Annotated in this window: 15 protein-coding genes; 13 read left to right on the top strand and 2 right to left on the bottom strand. The window is 64.5% G+C overall.

The annotated features are described in order from the left end of the window. The first annotated feature begins 166 nt into the window (after positions 1-166). The 6 genes from CE453_RS23565 (at position 167) to CE453_RS23540 (ending at position 9307) form a co-directional block, all read left to right on the top strand. Positions 167-775 carry a helix-turn-helix transcriptional regulator gene (locus tag CE453_RS23565; protein ID WP_198302194.1) on the top strand — a complete coding sequence of 203 codons (609 nt, stop codon included), beginning with the start codon at positions 167-169 and terminating at the stop codon, positions 773-775. A 604-nt stretch (positions 776-1379) separates the two neighbouring features. Further along, entirely contained in the window at positions 1380-2165 is a 786-nt protein-coding gene (locus tag CE453_RS23560) for an IclR family transcriptional regulator (protein ID WP_089176785.1), read from the top strand. Next, complete coding sequence (locus CE453_RS23555) at positions 2162-6010, top strand: hydantoinase B/oxoprolinase family protein (protein WP_089176784.1); 3849 nt, start codon at positions 2162-2164, stop codon at positions 6008-6010. Before CE453_RS23560 ends, CE453_RS23555 begins: the two co-directional genes overlap by 4 nt. A 54-nt stretch (positions 6011-6064) precedes the next feature. Next, positions 6065-7738 (top strand): OPT/YSL family transporter, encoded by a 1674-nt coding sequence (locus tag CE453_RS23550; RefSeq protein ID WP_089176783.1) that lies wholly within the window; start codon positions 6065-6067, stop codon positions 7736-7738. A 61-nt stretch (positions 7739-7799) separates the two neighbouring features. Next, on the top strand, positions 7800-8471 hold the full coding sequence (locus CE453_RS23545; RefSeq protein ID WP_089176782.1) for an AroM family protein: 672 nt from the start codon (positions 7800-7802) through the stop codon (positions 8469-8471). Positions 8472-8605: 134 nt separating this feature from the next. Continuing rightward, complete coding sequence (locus CE453_RS23540; protein WP_089176781.1) at positions 8606-9307, top strand: ribonuclease activity regulator RraA; 702 nt, start codon at positions 8606-8608, stop codon at positions 9305-9307. Positions 9308-9467: 160 nt separating this feature from the next. Here the strand turns inward: CE453_RS23540 and CE453_RS23535 are convergent, their stop codons facing one another. Both CE453_RS23535 and CE453_RS23530 read right to left on the bottom strand, forming a co-directional pair. Further along, positions 9468-10223, bottom strand: a complete 756-nt coding sequence (locus CE453_RS23535; RefSeq protein ID WP_089176780.1) for a lambda exonuclease family protein — start codon at positions 10221-10223, stop codon at positions 9468-9470. A gap of 2 nt (positions 10224-10225) precedes the next feature. Then, entirely contained in the window at positions 10226-10966 is a 741-nt protein-coding gene (locus CE453_RS23530) for an ERF family protein (protein ID WP_089176779.1), read from the bottom strand. A 608-nt stretch (positions 10967-11574) separates the two neighbouring features. Between CE453_RS23530 and CE453_RS23520 the strand changes: the two genes are divergently transcribed. From CE453_RS23520 to CE453_RS23490, 7 genes are all read left to right on the top strand, one after another. Continuing rightward, complete coding sequence (locus CE453_RS23520; protein ID WP_089176777.1) at positions 11575-11799, top strand: helix-turn-helix domain-containing protein; 225 nt, start codon at positions 11575-11577, stop codon at positions 11797-11799. A 163-nt stretch (positions 11800-11962) separates the two neighbouring features. Beyond that, a complete protein-coding gene (asnB, locus tag CE453_RS23515; RefSeq protein WP_089176776.1) occupies positions 11963-13861 on the top strand; it encodes an asparagine synthase (glutamine-hydrolyzing) in 1899 nt (632 codons plus the stop codon). Next, positions 13861-15243 carry a glycosyltransferase gene (locus CE453_RS23510; protein ID WP_089176775.1) on the top strand — a complete coding sequence of 461 codons (1383 nt, stop codon included), beginning with the start codon at positions 13861-13863 and terminating at the stop codon, positions 15241-15243. The genes asnB (CE453_RS23515) and CE453_RS23510 overlap by 1 nt, the downstream gene beginning before the upstream one ends. 71 nt (positions 15244-15314) lie before the next feature. Further along, entirely contained in the window at positions 15315-17252 is a 1938-nt protein-coding gene (gene asnB / locus CE453_RS23505) for an asparagine synthase (glutamine-hydrolyzing) (protein WP_089176774.1), read from the top strand. Positions 17253-17277: 25 nt separating this feature from the next. Beyond that, on the top strand, positions 17278-18237 hold the full coding sequence (locus CE453_RS23500) for an NAD-dependent epimerase/dehydratase family protein (protein WP_089176773.1): 960 nt from the start codon (positions 17278-17280) through the stop codon (positions 18235-18237). A gap of 10 nt (positions 18238-18247) precedes the next feature. Continuing rightward, positions 18248-19189, top strand: coding sequence for an NAD-dependent epimerase/dehydratase family protein (locus CE453_RS23495; protein WP_089176772.1), 942 nt, complete (start codon positions 18248-18250; stop codon positions 19187-19189). Positions 19190-19244: 55 nt separating this feature from the next. Next, positions 19245-20309: an NAD-dependent epimerase/dehydratase family protein gene (locus tag CE453_RS23490; protein ID WP_089176771.1), complete on the top strand. Its 1065-nt coding sequence runs from the start codon at positions 19245-19247 to the stop codon at positions 20307-20309. Positions 20310-20321: the final 12 nt, after the last annotated feature.

Genomic DNA, 20321 nt, shown 5'->3' with positions numbered 1-20321 from the left:
AATTTTAACAGTCCAATGACAATCCAAAAGGCGGCGCCCGCTTTGAACCTTTATCCGCTCCGGCGCGACGAAGGCATACGGACGTGCGCTCTGCCCGCCCAGGCCGGGCGAACCGGCCGCCGCCGGGGCGTCGCGACGATCCGCGACAACAGGGATGGATATTTCGATGTCGCTCCACTTCTCGGTTCCCGGCCAGGCGAGCTACGCGCCCTTCGCGGCGCATCGCGAGAGCGTGCCTGATGCCACCTGCCAGGCTTCGAAGCCGGTTTTCGTCATCGATGCCAATCTGAACGTCCAGTTCAGCAACCGCGGTGCCCAGGCCTTGTCGAACGATGGGCTCGGCGGCCCCGACCGCTTCACCGCGGCCGATAAGGAATTCATGGCGCGGCTTCAGTCGTGGCTGAAGCGCCGCCGGGCCGGAAGCAGCATCGACGAGGCCCGGCTGTCACTCTCGCTGCGCTGCGGTCGCCAGATCGCGATCGATGTCGTCCATCTCGAAAGCATCGATCTTTTCGTGCTCTCGGTGGATGATCCCGAGGTCGCCATGGGCCGCAAGCTCGGGCAGGTCGCCGAAGCCTGTGGGCTGACGCCGACCGAGGAGCGCATGCTGGCGCTGATCGTCGAAGGCCTCGACACCATCATCGCGTCCAAGCGGCTTGGTATCGCGCCCACGACCGCTCGCACCCATCTGCAGCGCCTCTTCGCCAAGACCGGCACGGCCCGCCAGAGCGAGCTGGTCCGCTTCGTCGCGACCTATGTCGAGGAGCCGCGCTGAGCGGGACGTTGCTGCCCGCGCGCGGCTGAATACCGATCGCATCCAGCAATCCAACTTATCCCCGTGGCTTCGGCCCGGACTTATTCTCCACGTGTCCCATCCGACCGAAAGGGCTTCGCGAGGCATCGCGGGCCGGTTGGGATTGCGGGCTTCGTGTCCCGAGCCGTTGCGGGCTCGTCAGGCACGGAGGTGTCGACTTCGTCCGAGCCCAACAGGGAGGCCCGCTCTTCGCCGGAACCCAGAACGAAGCGGACCCCCCAGATACCCGTGCGCGGAGCCGAACGGCGCGAGGTCGTCGCTGTCCGACACTTCGACATCGACTCGACATCGGCACGCAGCCGTCGACTGCGAACGCCGCGCATCCCCTCGGATGTAACAGCCCGAAAACCCCGCAGGCCAAGCCTGGACGGGGCTTTCGGTGCGTGGCGCGCGCTTCTGCCAACCCTTCCGCCGTCATCCCGGATCGCCGCTTTGCTCTGCCGGAGTGATCCCCGGCGAGGTGACGGGCGCACCGCAGCGGCCGATTGACGCGGTTCGGATTCGATGTCATGTTTCTATTAACGGAACTTAAGTTCCATTTTTTGAAACTTCCTAGGGCAGGCAGATGACGATCTTGTCGGCGGCTGCGGATGTGCTTCGCTGCTTTTCCAGCACGCGGCATGACGTCACCGTCACGGATCTGGTCACGTTGCTGGGTATGCCGAAGAGCAACGCCTCGCGCCTGCTGAGGTCGATGCGGGACGAGGGGCTTCTCGAGACCGTCGGCGACAGCAAGCGTTACCGGCCTTCGCTGCTGCTCAACCAGGTTGGCCAGATCTATCGTTTCGCCGCCTCGGTGATCGACCGTGCCGACGCCGTGGTCGGGAATATCTCGGATCGGATCGGCCATACCGGCTACATCAGTGTTCGACGCGCTACCGACATCGTCGCCGTGACCGCTCACCCCGGCCGGCACGCGCTGCGGGTCGTCACCGCGATCGGCGATCGCATCCCCGCCTTTGCCTCCAGCACGGGGCGCGCCCTGCTTGCCCGGCTTTCCGACGATGAGGTGCGCGCGCTTTACCCCGCCGGCTTCAGCGCGCCTTCCGAGACCGCGCCGCGCGACATGGATGAACTGCTCGCAAGGCTGGCTCGCGTCCGCAGCGAGGGTTTCGCCGAGTCCCATGACGAGGCGGTGCGCGGCGTGCGCGCCCTTTCGGTCGCCGTCGGCGATCCGTCGACCGGCGACGAGGTCGCGCTCTGCCTCTCCTTCCCGGCGGCCACGGTCGAGCCGGCCGAGCGCCTCGCCATCATCCGTTCACTGGGGGAGGGCGCCGCGGAGATCGCGGCCCTGCTCCAGGACAAGCGCTTCTATCCCTTGAACCTCTCAATCGCGGAGACCGCTCCATGAGCAATCGTTGGCGTATCGGCTTCGACATCGGCGGCACCTTCACCGATTTCATCCTCTACGACTCGCAGGAGCGCTCGGTGCGCCTGCACAAGCGCCTGACGACGCCGCACGACCCGTCCGAAGCGGCGCTGATCGGGCTGGGCGAGCTCGTCGAGATGGCCGGCATCACGCTCGCCGATGTCGGCGACATCGTCCACGGCACCACGCTCGTCACCAACGCCGTGATCGAACGCAAGGGCTCCAAGCTCGGCCTGATCACCACCAAGGGCTTCCGCGACATCCTCGAAATGGGGACGGAGCAGCGCTACGACATCTACGACCTGTTCCTGACCTTCCCCGATCCGCTGGTTTCGCGGGAGCTCCGCCTCGAGGTGCCCGAGCGGATCGACCGTGACGGCAAGGTCGTCACCGCGCTCGATGCCGAGGCCGTGCGCAACGCCGCCCGTGAGCTGGCTGCCGCCGGCTGCGAGGCGATCGCGATCTGCTTCCTCAACAGCTACCGCAACCCGGCCCATGAGCAGGAAGCGGCCCGCATCGTCCGCGAAACCTGCCCTGAGCTCACCGTCTCGCTGTCGAGCGAGGTCGTGGCCGAGATCTGGGAGTACCAGCGCTTCGTCACCACGGCGGCCAACGCCTATGTCCAGCCGCTGATGCGCCGCTATCTCGAGCGCCTGGAGCGCGAGCTCGCCGCCCGCTCCTTCCGTGGTTCGCTGACGCTGATGCATTCGGCCGGCGGCCTGGTCTCGCCCGAGACGGCACGCACCTTCCCGATCCGCCTGCTCGAAAGCGGCCCGGCCGGCGGCGGCCTCGCCACCGCCCTGTTCGGCGAACTCGCCGGCCATAAGGACGTGATCTCCTTCGACATGGGCGGCACCACCGCCAAGGCCTGCATGATCGAGGACGGCCGCGCCGAGATCGCGCCGATGCTCGAAGCCGGCCGCGTCAACCGTTTCGCCAAGGGTTCGGGCCTGCCGATCAAGGCACCCGTCATCGACATGATCGAGATCGGCGCGGGCGGTGGCTCGATCGCCGCGATCGACGAGGTCGGCCTGCTCAAGGTCGGCCCGCATTCGGCCGGCTCCGATCCGGGCCCGGCCTGCTATGGCATGGGCGGCGTGAAGCCGACCGTGACCGATGCCAATCTGGTGCTCGGCTATTACGACCCCGGCTTCTTCCTTGGCGGCCGCATGGCGCTCGACCTCGAGGCGGCACGCAAGGCCGTCTCGACGGTGGCCACGCCACTCGGCCTTTCGGTCGAGGAAGCCGCCTGGGGCATCCACAAGGTCGTGGTCGAGAGCATGGGTGCCGCCGCCCGCGTCCATCTCGTCGAGAAGGGCAAGGACCCGCGCCATTACGCCATGGTCGGCTTCGGCGGTGCCGGTCCCGCGCACGCCGTCGATGTCGCCCGCGTGCTCGGCGTCAAGCAGGTCATCATCCCGCCGGCCTCGGGTGCGGCCTCCGCGCTCGGCTTCCTCGCCGCGCCGCTCTCCTTCGACATGGTGCGCTCGCTGCCGGTCGAGTTCTCGGAAGGCTTCGACGCCGCCGCCGTCAACGCGTTGCTGGGCCAGCTCGAGGCGGAAGGCCGCAAGCACCTGACCGAGGCCGGCGTGAAGCCCGCCGACGTCACGGTCGAGCGTTCGGCCGATATGCGCCTCGTCGGCCAGATGCACGACATTTCCGTGCCTCTGCCGGCCGGCACCATCGATGCGTCGAGCCTCGAAGCTATCCGGGCGGCCTTCAGCAAGGCTTATTCGGCCCGCTACACCTCGGTCTATGAGGGGGCCCGTCTCGAGGCGATCAATTTCCGCGTCCGTTGCGCCGGCCCCGTGCCGACCTTGTCGCTCTCCGGTGCGGCCGGCGGCGGCGATGCCTCTGCCAAGGTCAAGGGCACCCGCAAGGCCTGGTTCGAGGGCGGCTGGAGTGAGGCGAAGGTCTATGACCGCTACGCGCTGCGTTCCGGCGACATCGTCGCGGGACCGGCCATCATCGAGGAGCGCGAGGCGACCACGATCGTCCCGCCCGGCGACAGCGTTGTCATCGATGATGTGCTGAACCTGCTCATCCATGTCGCCCAGCCCAACGCGGCCGAGACCACGATCACCGCCGACATGCCGCTGGCAGAAGCCGCGCGCCGGATCGAGGCCGATCCGATCTCGCTCGAGATCATGTGGAGCCGCATGATCAACGTCGTCGAGGAGATGTGGCTGACGGTCTGCCGCACCGCCTTCTCGCTGGTGATCTCGGAAGCGCAGGATTTCGCGTGCGAACTGCTCGATCCCGAAGGCGAGACGCTGGCGCACTCCCCCCGCGCCATGCCGGTCTTCAACCTGACGCTGCCGCGCGCGGTCAAGGCGCTACTGGAGCGTTACCCGGCCGAGACGCTGAAGCCCGGCGACGTCCTGATCACCAACGACCCCTGGCTCTGCGCCGGCCATCTCTTCGACATCGCGGTGGTGACGCCGGTCTTCCTCGGCAACCGCGTCGTCGGCCTGATGGGCACGGTCGGCCATGTCTCCGACATCGGCGGCACCAAGGATAGCCTGCGCGCTCGCGAGATCTACGAGGAAGGCTTCCAGATCCCGCCGATGAAGCTGTTCGAGGCCGGGAAGATCAACGAGACGCTGGTGCGCCTGCTCGGCGAGAACGTGCGCAACTCCGAGCAGGTGCTCGGCGATCTGCACTCCTTCGTTGCGGCGAACGCCATCGGCGCCGAGCGGCTGCAGTCCTTCCTGACCGATTACGGCATGCAGGACCTGCGCGCGCTCGCCCATGTCGTGCAGAGCCGCTCGGAGAAGGCGATGCGCGAGGCCATCCGCGCGCTGCCGGACGGCACCTATCACGGCACCGTCTCGAACAACCCGCTCGGCACGCCGATGCATTATCCGCTGGCGCTGACGGTCAAGGGCGACACGATCCATCTGGACTTCGCCGGCGCCCCGCCGCAGCTGCCGCAGGGCGGGCTGAACTGCACACTCAACTACACGATGGCGCACGCCACCTACCCGCTGAAGTGCATGCTGACGCCGAATGTGCGCGGCAATGCCGGCTGCTACCGCGCCTTCTCGATCGACGCGCCGAAGGGCTCGATCCTGAATTGCGACAAGCCGCTGGCGGTGAACCTGCGCACCCGCACCGGCTGGTATCTCGCGCCGAACATCTTCCGCGCCTTGTCGGAAGCTGCGCCGAGGCAGGTCCAGGCCTTCACCGGCTTGCCCGTCGCGGCCAGCGTCTATGGCCGGGATTCGGCTGGTGACACCTATTCCGACATGCTCTTCGTCGGCGGCGGCCAGGGCGGCTCGGCCCATGGTGATGGCAAGTCGGGCCTGCTTTACCCGACCTCGGCGGCGAACACCTCGATCGAGACCTTCGAGTCGCGCGTGCCGGTTCTGGTGGTCGAGAAGACCTATCTCACCGACTCCGGCGGCGCCGGCCAGCATCGCGGTGGCCTCGGCCAGCGCGTGCGGCTGCGCAAGCTCTCCGATGACGGGCTGCCGACGCTGGTCTCGCTCTATCCCGAAGGCGTCAACAACCCGATCCCGGGCCTGTTCGGTGGCAAGGCCGGTGGCGGAGCCTCGGGCCGGGTGATCGACGAGCAGGGCCATGTACTCAAGGACGTCGGCACCGGCGAGCTGGTCCAGGTCAGGCAGCCGCAGGAGATCGTCGAGCTCGTGCTCGCCGGCGGCGCTGGCTACGGCCCGGCGGCAGAGCGCTCGCGCGATGCGATCGCCCGCGACATCGCGCTCGGCCTCGTCTCTCCGGACGCCGCCAAGCGCGACTACGGCGTGCAGGGAGCGCATGCCACGCAGGACGTGGGCGAGGCCAAGGCCGGCATCCTGGTTGCCTGAAGGCAAGGGACGAAACGCAAACAGCCCGTAAGGGGCTCATGAGGGGACTGAGGCATGACCAATCCGACTGAAGGGGTGCCTCAGCGGCACCCCAGCCTGTTCGAGCCGGCGACACTGGCGCTGATCGCCATTCTCTGTGTCTTCGGCTCGATCATCGGCATGCAGCTTCTGGTGTCGCTCGGCATCACGGCGAACACCTCGCTGATCGGCGCGCTCGCCGCCATGGCGCTGGCGCGCGTGCCGCTTGCCGCTTTCGTGCGCTACCGCTCGATCCATGTGCAGAATCTGGCCCAGAGCGCGATCTCCTCGGCCACCTTCGGCGCCGCGAACAGCCTGCTGCTCCCGGTCGGCATCCCCTGGCTGCTCGGCCGGCAGGACCTGGTGCTGCCGATGCTGGCGGGCGCCTTCCTCGCGATGCTGCTCGACGCCTATCTGCTCTACCGGATGTTCGACTCCCGCGTCTTCCCGGCGCAGGGCGCGTGGCCGCCGGGTGTCGCCGCCGCCGAGGCGATCAAGGCTGGTGACGAGGGCGGCCGCAAGGCGGTGCTGATGGGCATCGGCTTCGGCACCGGCGTCATCGCCTCCTTCATCAAGATCCCGCTGGCCTGGATCGGTTTTGCCGGCTCGACAGCGGTGACCGGCATTCCGATGTCGGCCTTCGGCGTCGCCTTCATCGGCAACATCTGGGCGCTGACGATGTTCGGCATCGGCCTGCTGCTGCGCGGCTATTCCGGCCAGCTCTTCGGTGGGGAGACCTTCGCCGGCATCATCCCGAAGGGCGATCTGATGGCCGCCTATATCCCGCACGGCTTCATGATCGGCGCCGGTCTCGTCGCGCTGTTTCAGGTCGCGGTCCTGCTCTTCCGCCGCGAGGACAAGGCCAATGGGAGCGAAGCCACCGCCGGCGTCGGCGACACCGAGGTACGTCGCGCGCTCGGCCTCGGCACCATCGGCTATCTCGTGATCGCGGTGTTCATTGCGCTGGTCGGCGGGCTGATGACCGACATGTCGATCGGCATGCTGATCCTGTTCGTGCTCTACGCTGCCTTCGCGGCCTATGTGCACGAGCTGATCGTCGGCCTCGCCGCGATGCATTCCGGCTGGTTCCCGGCCTTCGCCGTTGCGCTGATCACGTTGATCATCGGCATGCTGATCGGCTTCCCGATGCCGGCACTGGCCCTGCTCGTCGGCTTCTCGGCCGCGACGGGCCCTGCCTTCGCCGATATGGGCTATGACCTCAAGGCCGGCTATCTGCTGCGCGGTAACGGTGCCGATCCCGCCTTCGAGCGAGACGGCCGCCGCCAGCAGCTCTTCGCGGCGATGTTCGCCTTCGTCATCGCCGGCGCCGTCGTGCTGTTCTCCTACCAGTCCTATTTCGACCGCAACCTCGTGGCGCCGGTCGACAAGGTCTACGCCGCGACGATCAAGGCCGGCGTGGCGCCGGGCGTGGCCTGGCAGCTCTTCATGTGGGCGATCCCCGGCGCGATCCTGCAGTTTATCGGCGGCCCGAAGCGGCAGATCGGCGTGCTCTTCGCCACCGGCCTGCTGATCGCGTTCCCGATGGCGGGCTGGGCTGTGCTGGCGGGCATCCTCTGCCGGCTGGTTTGGGAGAAGCTTCGCGGCACGAGCGGGGAGGGCGACATGGAGGTCTTCGCCGCGGGCGTCATCGCCGGCGACGCGATCTTCTCCTTCTTCGATTCGGTCCTCAAGAACTTCCACAAGCCCTGAACCAGACGAAGCCCCGGGACGACCGTCCCGGGGCTTCGCGCTCCCGCAAAGGACCATCGCCATGGGCAAGCTCGGAACTCTTACGATCGGCCAGGCGCCTCGGGCCGACATCACCCCGATCCTCGACGCGGTGCTGTCGGCGGACCTGCCGCGCCTGCACGCAGGCGTCCTCGATGATTTGAGCCGCGGCGAGATCGAAGAGGATTTTGCAGCGGTTCCCGGCCAGCCGGTCCTCATCACCAAGCTGCTGGATGGATCATCCGTGATCATCGACCGGGCCCGGACGGAAGCCGCAGCCCAGCGCAAGCTCGACGCCCTCGAAGCGGAGGGCTGCACCACCATCCTGATGTTGTGCACCGGGCATTTCGAGAAGCTCAGGACGAAACAGGCGCGCTTCCTTGAGCCCGACCGTATCCTGCCGCCGACGGTGGCCGCACTGACCCGCGGCGCGCAGCTCGGCATCATCGTGCCGCTGGCCGAGCAGATCGACAGCGAGGCCGGCAAATGGAAGCCGCTGGCGTCGCCGCCGATCTATGCGGCGGCATCGCCCTACCAAGGCGATCTCGCTGCCGTCACCAAGGCAGCCGAAGATCTTCGTCGCCGCGGCGCCGAGGTGCTGCTGATGGACTGCATGGGCTTCGTCGAGAATCACAGGCGCGCTGCTGCTGCAGCCGGCTTGCCGGTCATCCTCTCCAACAGCCTGGTCTCCAAGCTAGCCTCCGAGCTGGTCTGAGACTCTTCCCTGGACGGGCCGGGCGTCGCTACCGCCAGTTCGGCTCCCTGCTTTCGCATGGGATTTCCCCGAAAACCGCATGCCGTTTTTCGGGCCGCTGCTGTAACGTCGCGCGACCAGCGAGGAGCATTGCGATGACGTTGACGGCCGAAGCGATCGAAACCCTGAAGACCGTTTCGACGGCGACCCTGACCACGGTCCTGCTGAAGAAGGGGCTGCGCAACGTCTGGATCCGTGGTGCGGCGCCGCTGCGACCGGGCCAGCCGCGCCTCGTTGGCCCTGCCTTCACGTTGCGTTTCGTGCCGGCCCGCGAGGATCTGGCGACCCCAGCCTCCTGGGCCTCGCCGATTTCCACGCGCGCCGCGATCGAGGCCATGCCGGAAGGTTGCATCGCGGTCGTCGATTCGATGGGCGTCACCGACGCCGGCATCTTCGGCGACATCCTCTGCGCCCGTATGCAGAAGCGGGGCGTTGTCGCACTGATCACGGACGGCGTGGTGCGTGATGTTGCCGGGGTGCTCGAGACCAACCTGCCGGTCTGGTGCCGTGGCGTCGCCGCGCCGCCCTCGGTTGCGGGGTTGACCTTCGTTGCCTGGCAGGAGCCGATCGGCTGCGGCGGCGTGGCGGTTTTCCCGAACGACATCATCGTCGTCGATCAGGACGGCGCGGTGCTGATCCCGGCCGGGCTGCTCGATGCGGTGCTTGCCGAGGCCCCCGAGCAGGAGCGCATGGAAGCCTGGATCATGACCAAGGTCGACGAAGGCGCCTCGCTGCCGGGGCTTTATCCGATGAACGCCGAGACGAAGGCGCTCTATGAGGCGTCGAAGGGGAAGTAGGGGGGCGAGCAGCGTGATGATCGGGATGCGCCTTGTCCGGCTGACGAGGGAGGTCGACGCGAACGAGTCTGAGGCACCCTTACCCTGTTAAGCTGGGAAAATTCAGGGAAACACGATTATCGGCCGTGGAATCACCAGTTTTTTTGGCCGAGAACACCGCTCATTTCCGTAGGTTGGATGAAAATTCCCAGCGTGAAGTAACAGGGAACGACTTGAGCTTGTGAACAAATTTCAGGGAGTGCGCTTGTGAGGAAGCAGCCTGGCAAAGCCATAGGCTGACCGCGTGATATACGGCAGCCCGACTTGCAAAGAGGTAGGCGGCGACTTGCGCCACGATGCGATCGAGTTCGTCGTTGAAGGCGTCGACGGCCTCGGCAAGCTCGCGAATGAAGACCTCGTCGCGGCCGGCGCGGCAGGTGAAGATCGGCAGGCCCGGCCAGTAGACCGCAAGATCGATCCAATCGCGTTCGGCGATCCAGAGTTGCCCCTGGCATTGGGCTTTGTGCTCAGGTGGAAACTCGCCCTTGAGCAAAGCCTCGATCAAGAGATGCGGCAGCTTGGTCTTGATCTCGAGGAGGCCATCCTTGCCAATCAGCGCATCGGGAGAAGCGCCGGACCGACCGCGGCGCAGGAACCCGACGCTCTCACATTTCGATCCCGTGACGAAGTTGTAGGCGCTGCGCGCTTCCTCTTCCATCAGCTTGCCGCGCTCCATATGCACGGTCGTGACCGTCTCCATTGGCTCGCCGGTCAATCGTTCAGCGGCGAGCTTGTAGAGATAGCTCTGCCGCGTGCGGCTCTCGGCGCCGCCCCGACCCTTGGTCAGGATTGAGGCGAACTCGGAGGCTGTCGGGATGCCGAGGCGCGCTTGAACCCATTCGGGCGAGCCTTGAATGCAGTTGATGATCTCGAGCATGGTCAGCCTCTTCCCTTCCTGGCATTGAGCATCACCAGCGCCTGCCGGAAGCGGCGGGCCGGCAGTTCCGCAAAAGCCTTGATCTTGAAGAAGCGCAGCAGGGCTTCGCGCTCGCCGCCGACCTCATCCATCAGCGCGAGAAGCTCCCGGGTTTGCTGGCGGGTGATGGTCTCACCCACCCCTGCAGCCTTGCCGTCATCGTCATCGGCGGCGGCCAGACCGAGCGCTGCCTTCAGCGTCATCCGCTGCAGATATGTCAGCGTCGATCCGATCGCCTGGATCGCGTTCTTCTCGCCGCTGTGATCGGCGCTGGCCGAGAGGCTGTTCTCCTCGCTATGACCGTCACGGTGCGAAATCACGCAGGTGATGGTCACCTTCTCGCCGTCACTGTTCGAGCGGAAGCGGTAGGCCAGACCGTGGCGCGCCAGGACCGGGCCGACCGTGCGGACAATCTCGGCCAAGTCCTCATGGCGGTAGTGCTTTGCTCCGATACTGGCAATCTGGGTCTTCGCGATCGCCGGAAGCTCGGCTTTGGCTGCGGCGAGAGCTGCCTCAAAGGACCGGCGCGCTTCTTCTCCGCGACTGCGTTCATGCAGGCCGATCAGCTGAGACAACACATGCTCGTCCGCGCCGCGGTCGAGCGCGGAACTCAACAGGCTCAACGGGGTGATCGTAGGAGCTCGACGCAACTCGGTGAGCCGAGATCCTGCGGAGGCGCGCCGATGGCGCAGGGCGCTGCTCATCGCTTGGTCCTCCCGATGAGAGACCCGGCGCGATTTGTTCCGAACCACCAGGCTCGGTAGGCTTGGGCGAGCTCCGCCGGGCTGAGCCGGGGTGTCGAGGGCAGGGGATCAAGGGACATTTCGCCGAACGGTGACTGTGGGGTCACAATCAGCGGAGGGGGCAAAGTGCGGTGCATGGCGAACCCTCAATGCAGCTGGCGATACCCGAGGGTGAGCCGGGAGGCCACCTGTGACGAAGCGGCCGCGATATTCGTGCGATTGTAAAAAAGTCCGGCGCAGTCCTCCGACGCGAGGGTCTGTAGCCGTTGAAGCGCTGCTAGCTCGGCCCTGGCTTCAGTCCATCCGCGCTTCAGCGATAGCGACAATAGCTGACACCGCCCGGCCACGTTTTGAGACATGCAAAACCGAGGTCCCGCCTGTCGCATGGCGTAGCGGAGAATGCCAGGCTTGTAGAAAATGAGCTTGCGCTCGAACTCCAGGATAAGGGTCATCATCGTCCTCCAGCGACGAAAATCGTCGGTGACGGACGGTTCCCTTCCTATGGCGCCGGCAGTCAACTGGAAAAGTCGATACTCGACGAAAAACGTTGACTAAGCTATGTGGGCAGCATGATCACACCCGCACAATGCCGCGCTGCTCGGGCCCTCCTCGATTGGAGCCAGCAAGACCTCGCCAAGGCGGCCCATCTTGGCCTCTCAACCATCCGAGACTTCGAAAAAGCCAGGCGCGTGCCGACCCACAACAACCTGCGAGGCATCAAACTCGCACTGGAGGAAGGCGGAGTGGTAATTGGCGAGGAGAATTCATGCGTAGCGTTGAAAGGCGAGCGCTGAAGGCATTTGATCAATCGGCCTCGAGCTGGCTTGACTGTGAAAAGGCAGCCGCGACGAAAAAATCGTTGGGCTCGACCGATTGAGGTGTCGCCAATATAAGGCTGCGCAAGATTGTTTGTGCTGGCGGACGAGATCGCTCGCTTCCGCCCGACGAGGCTGGCTAATGTGTGGTATTTTCGGGTCGCTCGGCTTTGAGCCGGACCCTCGACGGATCGATATCGTTGCGCATCGTGGCCCCGATGGCCGCGGTTGGGAGACCTATGCGAGCCCCAAGGGCCCTGTGGCTCTCGGTCATCGACGCCTCGCCATCATCGACGTCTCCGATGCAGGCTTGCAGCCGATGTGCGATGCGTCGCGGCGCTATTGGCTCGTCTTCAACGGCGAGATCTACAATTACATCGAACTGCGCGAGGAGATGCGGGCGAAGGGCGAAGTCTTTGTCTCCGAGTCCGATTCTGAGGTGCTATTGCGCGCCTACATGCTCTGGGGCGAGGACGCATTGCCGCGGCTGCGGGGCATGTTCGCCTTCCTGATCTGGGACAGCCGCGACAAGGTTCTGTTCGCTGCGCGGGACCGTTATGGCATCAAGCCCCTGTACCTAGTGTCGACGCCGCGCGGTGCCGCTTTCGCCTCTGAAATCAAGCAACTGCTTGGCCTGCCTGGTGTGAGCGGCCGGATGAATGTCGCCCGTGTGCATGATTTTCTCAGTGCCGGCATTGCCGACCATACTGCCGAAACGATGTTCGAAGGCGTCGGCCAGATGCGGGGAGGTGAATGCATCCGGGTGGATGCGAGCCGCCCGGGGCCAATCGAACTCGCTTCGCGACGTTGGTATCCTGCCGCGGCCGGAGATCTCGCTATTTCGGAAGACGAGGCGGCTGCGCGTTTCCGAGAGCTGCTGACCGAGTCCGTTCGCCTGCATCTACGTTCGGATGTGCCTGTCGGATCTTGTCTCTCAGGGGGACTCGATTCCTCGGCCATTGTATGCCTGATGGCAGGAATGCTGGGCTCACGCGATGGTGGGGCCAAAGTCAATACGGTGTCGGCCTGCTACGCCGAAAAGAGCGTCGATGAAAAGCCCTTCATGGACGCCGTCGTGGCACATGCTCATACCGAGCCGCATTTCATCTTTCCGAAAGCTGAAGATGTATTTCAGCGGGCGGCTGACATTACCTGGCATCAGGATGAGCCTTTCGGGTCGACCTCGATCTTCGCGCAATGGTGTGTGTTCGAGGAGGCCCGGCGCGTCGGTGTCAAGGTGATGCTAGACGGGCAGGGGGCTGATGAACAGCTCGCAGGCTATCACGGCAGTTTCCCATATTATATGGCTGATTTGACCAAGCGTCGACAATTTGGGAAGCTTTTACGTACTATCCTCGAACGAAGCCGTTATCACGGAACTTCCATTCAGGACCAGTTGCGCCAGTATGTGGTTCCGCTTCTTCCGCGTGGCCTCGCGGGCGCATTGCGGCAAAAACACCGCCAGTTCACGCAGCACGATTGGCTGGGGACGGAACTGTTACGTGAGAAGGGAAACCCGATCACGGCGTTCCAGTTGGCGAGCGATGAGCTGGGCCTGCCGGACGTCACCGATCTCCGCACGCTGTGCATGACCCTGACCTATGGCTCCAATCTGGCCATGCTGCTGCATTGGGAAGATCGCAATTCGATGGCGCATTCGATCGAAGCGCGCGTGCCGTTCCTCGACCACCCGCTGGTCGAGTTCAATCTCGCTCTGGGTAATGACCATAAGATAGTGGGTGGAGATACCAAGCGCGTGCTGCGCAAGGGCATGAACGGAGTTCTCCCAGAAGTGGTCAAGGAACGACGGGACAAGCTCGGCTTTGCGACGCCCGAGCAAGTGTGGTTCCGAGGCCCGCTGCGCGGTTTGATTGAAGAAGGTATCGAAACGACTTTGGTCCGTTATCCAGGATTGATGAACGCAGACGGTGTCCGTGCGCTGGCCAAGGACATGCTCGACGGAGATCGCAATGTGGATTTCACCTTATGGCGTATCGTGAACCTCGGCATCTGGGGTGAGCGTTTCGGCGTGGGGATGTGATGATGAATGCTCACCTTCAAACGCGGCAGAACAGCATCGACGAATTGCCCGGGATGAAGGCGCTGGCTGAGCGGCTGGGTCGCAAGCCGATCGTTGGTCTCGTTTCCATTTCTCCGATCGCGGACGACCCTCGAGTTCGCCGACAGGGCGATGCCTTTTACGATCTCGGCTGGGATGTGAAGGCGTTTGGCCTCCAGAGCAAAGTTGAAAGTGCACCGGCGTGGTCAATCGAGACCCCCGAAGACGCTCGTCAATTGCCTACTCCGCCGACGATGCCTGAAACGCCGTATAGGACGCGAGGTATTCGCCGGTTAGCAATTGCGTCCTTGGCGCTTGCTGAACGGCGCGCGGTGCGGGCAAACCGTCATGATGATGCCTATGATCTGCGCCTTTTGCGTGTCTTTTTCGATAAAGCGTTAGCTGAGACCATTTACTGGACGCTGAATAGTACGTTCTGGGACATCTATGCGCTCGCTAGACGTCAAAATGCAGATCTCTGGCTTGGTAACGACTGGACATCGCTTCCGATCATCTCCCGCATCGCGGGCGAACAAGGAGTGCCATACGTTTACGATACGCATGAGTTCGCGGCTGAGGAGTTCAATGAGCGCAAACTCTGGCGCTACGTTCAACGCCCCATTCGCCTTGAGACCGAACAGCGTTTCATTCGCGGCGCGGCCGTGGTCACGACCGTTTCGACGGGCATCGCCGAGCGCCTCCAAGCGATCCACGGCTTGCCCGAGAAGCCGCAGACGGTTCGTAGCACCCCGCTATATCAAAAAATGCCGCCTCGAACGACGGGAGAGCGTGTCCGGGTGCTTTATCACGGAGCGGTCTGGCATCATCGCGGCTTGGAAGAGTGTATCCGGTCGGTGGCTTTATGGCGTCCGGAATACGACCTTACAATTCGGGGGCCGGCCAGCGAGGACTATCGTCGGAGTTTAGAAGCCGAGATCGACAAAGCTGGTGTGCGGGGTCGGGTCGAGATCGTTCCGCCAGTTCCGATGACGAAGCTGGTGCAGGAAGCAAGTGCGTTTGATGTAGGACTGTTCGCGCTACCCGGCCATTCACTTCATAATGAGTACGCACTGCCAAACAAGTTTTTCGAGTACACGATGGCAGGGTTGGCGCTGTGTGTCTCGGATTTGCCGGAAATGGCTGCGCTAGTTCGTCACCACAGGCATGGCATTACATTTCATGGAGTATCCCCCGACGTGATCGCCACGGCAATCAACGGACTGACGCGCGCAAAGATCGATGAGATGAAGCAGAACGCGCTTAAGGCTGCTCAAGACCTCTCTTGGGAAGAGGAGCGGATGCGGATGTTGCGAGCTTACGACGCGCTCTTTGGGAAGGAAGCTGACAAGAGGTTGCTCGCTTGATACAGCCGCATGCCACGTTCATGCGGCGCCAGCTAAAGCCAACCTTTTCGTAAAATGCGGGAACTGTGCGAATGTGTGGAATAGCAGGAGCGGTATCGCTCGCGCACCAGCCTATTCCTAAGCTTGATCGCGCTCTTGGGGTCATGAACCAGTTGATCGCACATCGCGGTCCGGACGGACATGGCTTCTGGAGCAATCCCTCCAGAAGTGTCGGTCTCGCCCATCGGCGCCTCGCGATCATCGATCTGTCGCCGACCGGCCGCCAGCCCATGGTCGGCAATGACGGCACGGTCATCACCTTCAATGGCGAGGTCTACAATTACGTCGAGCTGATGGCCGAGCTGAAGGACGGCTGGAGCTTCCGCTCCTCCTCCGACACCGAGACCGTGCTGGCCGCCTACGCGAAATGGGGCATCGACTGCCTGCGGCATCTGCGGGGCATGTTCGCCTTCAGCCTGTGGGACGGCGAGCGCTTCTTCGCCGCGCGCGACCGTTTCGGCATCAAGCCCTTCTACTACGCCGTGGTCGACGGGACCTTGTATTTCGCCTCCGAGATGAAGGCGCTGCTGCCGCTGCTGCCCGAGATCGCGACCGACCCGGACGCGCTCGCCGAGTACATGACCTTCCAGTACACGATCGGCGAGAAGACCCTCTTCAAGCACATCCACACGCTGCTGCCCGGCCACGCGCTGACCGTGGAGAATGGCGAGGTCAGGGTCTTCCGCTACTGGGATGTCCATTACGACATCGACTTTGACCATACGCCGCGCTGGTTCGGCGACGAGATGCGCGCGCGCCTGTCGGATTCTATCAAGGTGCATCTGCGCTCGGACGTGCCGGTCGGCGCCTACATCTCCGGCGGCATCGACTCCAGCCTGATCGGCATTCTCGCCGGCCGCGAGGAGGCCTCCGGCCGTATCGGCTTCCACGGCAAGTTCACCGAGTTCCCCGGCTATGACGAGAGCTCTTTCGCCGAGGCCGCCTGCCGGGACGGCGGCATCGACCTGCACCAGATCGAGATCACCGCGGGCGACTTCCGCAACAACATCGAGAAGGTGCTCTATCACCTCGATACGCCGGTCGGCGGTCCCGGTTCCTTCCCGCAATACATGGTCTCCGAACTGGCGGCCCGGCACGTCAAGGTCGTACTCGGCGGCCAGGGCGGCGACGAGATCTTCGGCGGCTACGCCCGCTACCTGATCGCCTATCTGGAGCAGGCGCTGAAGGCGTCGATCGACGGCACGCAGCGCAGCGGCAATTTCGTCGTCACGCCGGAATCGATCATCCCGCACCTGACCGTGCTGCAGGAATACAAGCCGCTGATCCGGCAGCTCTTCTCCAAGGGCCTGTTCGGCCCGCTGGACGAGCGCTATTTCCGCCTGATCGACCGTTCAGCCGACATGGAGAACGAGGTCGACTGGTCGGCGCTCGATCGTGCCGGCGTCTTCACCCGCTTCCAGGCGATCTTCAATTCTGAGCGGAACGTGAAGAAGGAAGCCTATTTCGACTCGATGACGCATTTCGACTTCAAGTGCCTGCTGCCGGCGCTGCTGCAGGTCGAGGACCGGATGTCGATGGCGCATGGGCTGGAATCGCGCGTGCCGCTGCTCGACCATTCGGTGGTCGAATTCGCCGCGACGATTCCGGCCGACATCAAGTTCAAGGGCGGCCAAATGAAGCATTTCATCAAGTCGACCTTCTCGGGAGACCTGCCGCAGGAGCTGGCGCAGCGCCGCGACAAGATGGGCTTCCCGGTGCCGCTCAAGGAATGGTTCTCCGGCGAGCTGAAGGACATGGTCGCCGACATCTTCGCGACCCAGAAGACCCGCCATCGCGAGTTCTTCAACTCGGATGCCATCCTCGCCAATTTCGACAAGGCCGAGCGCTTCTCGCGCAAGACCTGGGGGCTGCTCAGCCTCGAGCTCTGGCAGCAGATCTTCCACGACCGCGCCGCGGACTATCGGCGGATGCTCGACGAGGTCGAGCCCGCCCAGGTCGCGGCCCAGTAACTTCAGCAATCACGGGAATAGCACGATGAAGGTCTTCATTACGGGTGGCTCCGGCCAAGTCGGCTCGACGGCGGCGGACATGTTCCTGGCGCGCGGGGACACCGTGATGTCGCTCGAGAACTTCTCGACCGGCCGTCGCGACAATCTGCTCGACCAGGAGCGCCTGACCCAGGTCGAGGGCTCGATCACCGACTGGAAGCTGGTCGACCAGCTCTTCTCGGACTTCAAGCCGGATGTCGTCGTCCACACCGCCGCGTCCTACAAGGATCCGGAGGACTGGGAGACCGATGCCTTCGTCAACGCCGTTGGCGGCGCCAACATCGCCAAGGGCTGCAAGCTCCACAAGGTCGGCCGTCTCATCTATTTCCAGACGGCACTGTGCTACGGCACCAAGCCGCTGCAGCAGCCGATCCAGCTCGACCATCCGATCAATCCGGTGAACTCGAGCTACGCGATCTCCAAGACCGCCGGCGAGCACTACGTGCAGTTCTCGGGCGTCGATTGGGTGACCTTCCGCCTCGCCAACGTCATCGGCCCGCGCAACGTCTCCGGCCCGCTGCCGATCTTCTATGGCCGCCTGGCCGAGGGGAAGAAGTGCTTCGTCACCCCGGCGCGGCGCGACTTCTGCTATGCGGGCGACCTGGCCCGCGTCGTCGTCCAGGCCGCCGACGGCAAGGGCAACGGCATCTATCACTTCTCGTCCGGCAAGGACGTGGCGATCAAGGAGCTCTACGACGCGGTTGTGAAGGCGATGAAGCTCAACGACTATCCGGAGCCGGAGGTCAAGCCGCTCGGGCCCGACGATGCGCCCTCGATCCTGCTCGATCCCTCCCGCACCTTCGCTGATTTCGGCGACGTGACCTTCACGCCGCTCGACGAGATCGCGCGGCTCTCGGTCGAGCGCTGGGAGAAGGAAGGCGTGGTTGGCGGCTATACGCATCTCAAGGAAGCCCGCGCCGACATCAACACGGCGGCCAAGGGCTGAGGCGGATCATATGCGTATCATGATCACCGGCGGGGCGGGCTGCCTCGGCTCGAACCTGACCGAGCGCTATCTCGAGGGCGGGCACGAGGTTCTCGTGCTCGACAACTTCGCCACTGGCCAACGTGGCTCCCTGCCGGAAGCCCACCCGGCGATGCGCGTGGTCGAGGGGCGGGTCGAGGATCGTGCGTTGCTCGATCGCCTCTTCGCCGAGTTCAAGCCGAGCCACGTCGTCCATTCGGCCGCGGCCTACAAGGACCCGGATGACTGGCTCGAGGATACGCGCACCAATGTCGAGGGCACGATCCAGGTCGTCGAGGCGGCGAAGGCGGCCGGCGTCCGGCGCTTCGTGAACTTCCACACGGCGCTCGGCTATGGCAGGCCGGAAATCGTGCCGATCCCGGCGGATGCCCCGGCGCGCCCCTTCACCAGCTACGGCATCTCGAAGCAGGCCGGCGAGAACTACCTCGCCATGTCGGGCCTGCCCTTCGTCTCGCTGCGGCTCGCCAACGTCACCGGCCCGCGCCTGGCCATCGGCCCGATCCCGACCTTCTACACCCGCCTGAAGGCCGGCAAGGGCTGCTTCTGCTCCAAGACCGTGCGCGACTTCGTCGACATGGACGACTTCTTCTCGGTCATGGACGTGGTGATGGCGGACGGCGCGCCGACCGGCGTGTTCAACGTCTCGACCGGCACCGGCCATACCATCAAGGAGATCTTCGACATCGTCGTCGACCATCTCGGCATCACGCTCTCGGAGCCGGTGCCGGAGGTGGAGCCCGGCGCCGACGACGTGCCCGCCGTCGTGCTCGACCCGTCGAAGACGATCGAGACCTTCGGCTGGAAGCCGCGCTACTCCTTCGAGCAGACCATCCGGCGGATGCTGGCCTGGTACGACCAGCACGGCGTCACCGCGATCTACAGCCACCTCAAGGCGCCGCCGGCGAAGGCCTGATCGCCTTCGCCTGACGGGTTCGCTCCGCCCCCCATCTTCCAAACGGACATTTCCCATGACCGAAAGCTTCGCTGGCAAGAACGTGCTGGTGGTCGGCGGCGCCGGCTTCGTCGGCTCCAACCTCGTCAAGCAGATCCTGCGCGAGAAGCCGCGCAAGCTGACGATCGTCGACAACTTCCTCTCGGCCGATCCGGTCAACGTCCCGGATGATCCGGCGGTGAAGCTGGTTTCGGGGCCGATCACCAGCGATCGCATCCTGGCCGAGCTCGATAATGATCTCGACTACGCCTACCACCTCGCCTGCTTCCACGGGAACCAGTCGTCGATCCACGACCCGCTGATGGATCACGAGAACAACACGCTGACCACGCTGAAGCTGTTCGAGCGCCTGAAGGACATCAAGTCGCTGAAGAAGGTGGTCTATTCGGCGGCCGGCTGCGCGGTCGCGGCCAAGACCTTCGACGGTGCCAGCGCGACCACCGAGGACGCTCCGGTCTCGCTCTTCCACGACAGCCCGTACTCGATCTCGAAGCTGATCGGCGAGATGTACGGGAACTACTATTTCACCCGGCATGGGCTGCCCTTCGTCAAGGCGCGCTTCCAGAACGTCTACGGGCCGGGCGAGATCCTGGGCGCCGGCCGCTGGCGCGGCACGCCGGCGACGGTCTGGCGCAACGTGACGCCGACCTTCATCTGGAAGTCGCTGCATGGCGAGGCTCTGCCGGTCGAGAACGGCGGCATTGCCACCCGCGACTTCATCTTCGTCGAGGACATGGCGCGCGGCCTCATGGCCTGCGGTCTCAGGGGCGAACCGGGCGAGATCTACAACCTCGGCTCGGGCGCCGAAATCTCGATCCGCGAGCTCGCCGAGCGTATCAACGCGGCGACCGGCAACACGACGCCGATCGCACTGACCCCGGCCCGCGACTGGGACCGCTCGGGCCAGCGCTTCGCCGCCACCGACAAGGCCCGCGAGAAGCTCGGCTTCGTGGCGCAGGTGCCGCATGAGGAGGGCATCCGCCGCACGGTCGAATGGACGAAGGCGAACAAGCCGACCATCATGCGCTGCATGATGAGCCACGCGCATTTCGTGCCCGATGTGCGGAAATACGGCGCCTGAGCTGAAGCTGAA

Source organism: Bosea sp. AS-1 (assembly GCF_002220095.1).
Classification (GTDB): Bacteria; Pseudomonadota; Alphaproteobacteria; order Rhizobiales; family Beijerinckiaceae; genus Allobosea.
The sequence above is the reverse complement of the archived record's forward strand: the minus strand, read 5'-3'. Positions and strand labels throughout refer to the sequence as shown.

Excerpts from the sequence above, each read along its gene's own strand:
- CE453_RS23565 (WP_198302194.1), top strand. The coding sequence starts at position 167 with ATGTCGCTCCACTTCTCGGTTCCCGGCCAGGCGAGCTACGCGCCCTTC.
- CE453_RS23560 (WP_089176785.1), top strand. The coding sequence starts at position 1,380 with ATGACGATCTTGTCGGCGGCTGCGGATGTGCTTCGCTGCTTTTCCAGC.
- CE453_RS23555 (WP_089176784.1), top strand. The coding sequence starts at position 2,162 with ATGAGCAATCGTTGGCGTATCGGCTTCGACATCGGCGGCACCTTCACC.
- CE453_RS23550 (WP_089176783.1), top strand. The coding sequence starts at position 6,065 with ATGACCAATCCGACTGAAGGGGTGCCTCAGCGGCACCCCAGCCTGTTC.
- CE453_RS23545 (WP_089176782.1), top strand. The coding sequence starts at position 7,800 with ATGGGCAAGCTCGGAACTCTTACGATCGGCCAGGCGCCTCGGGCCGAC.
- CE453_RS23540 (WP_089176781.1), top strand. The coding sequence starts at position 8,606 with ATGACGTTGACGGCCGAAGCGATCGAAACCCTGAAGACCGTTTCGACG.
- CE453_RS23535 (WP_089176780.1), bottom strand. The coding sequence starts at position 10,223 with ATGCTCGAGATCATCAACTGCATTCAAGGCTCGCCCGAATGGGTTCAA.
- CE453_RS23530 (WP_089176779.1), bottom strand. The coding sequence starts at position 10,966 with ATGAGCAGCGCCCTGCGCCATCGGCGCGCCTCCGCAGGATCTCGGCTC.
- CE453_RS23520 (WP_089176777.1), top strand. The coding sequence starts at position 11,575 with ATGATCACACCCGCACAATGCCGCGCTGCTCGGGCCCTCCTCGATTGG.
- asnB (WP_089176776.1), top strand. The coding sequence starts at position 11,963 with ATGTGTGGTATTTTCGGGTCGCTCGGCTTTGAGCCGGACCCTCGACGG.
- CE453_RS23510 (WP_089176775.1), top strand. The coding sequence starts at position 13,861 with ATGATGAATGCTCACCTTCAAACGCGGCAGAACAGCATCGACGAATTG.
- asnB (WP_089176774.1), top strand. The coding sequence starts at position 15,315 with ATGTGTGGAATAGCAGGAGCGGTATCGCTCGCGCACCAGCCTATTCCT.
- CE453_RS23500 (WP_089176773.1), top strand. The coding sequence starts at position 17,278 with ATGAAGGTCTTCATTACGGGTGGCTCCGGCCAAGTCGGCTCGACGGCG.
- CE453_RS23495 (WP_089176772.1), top strand. The coding sequence starts at position 18,248 with ATGCGTATCATGATCACCGGCGGGGCGGGCTGCCTCGGCTCGAACCTG.
- CE453_RS23490 (WP_089176771.1), top strand. The coding sequence starts at position 19,245 with ATGACCGAAAGCTTCGCTGGCAAGAACGTGCTGGTGGTCGGCGGCGCC.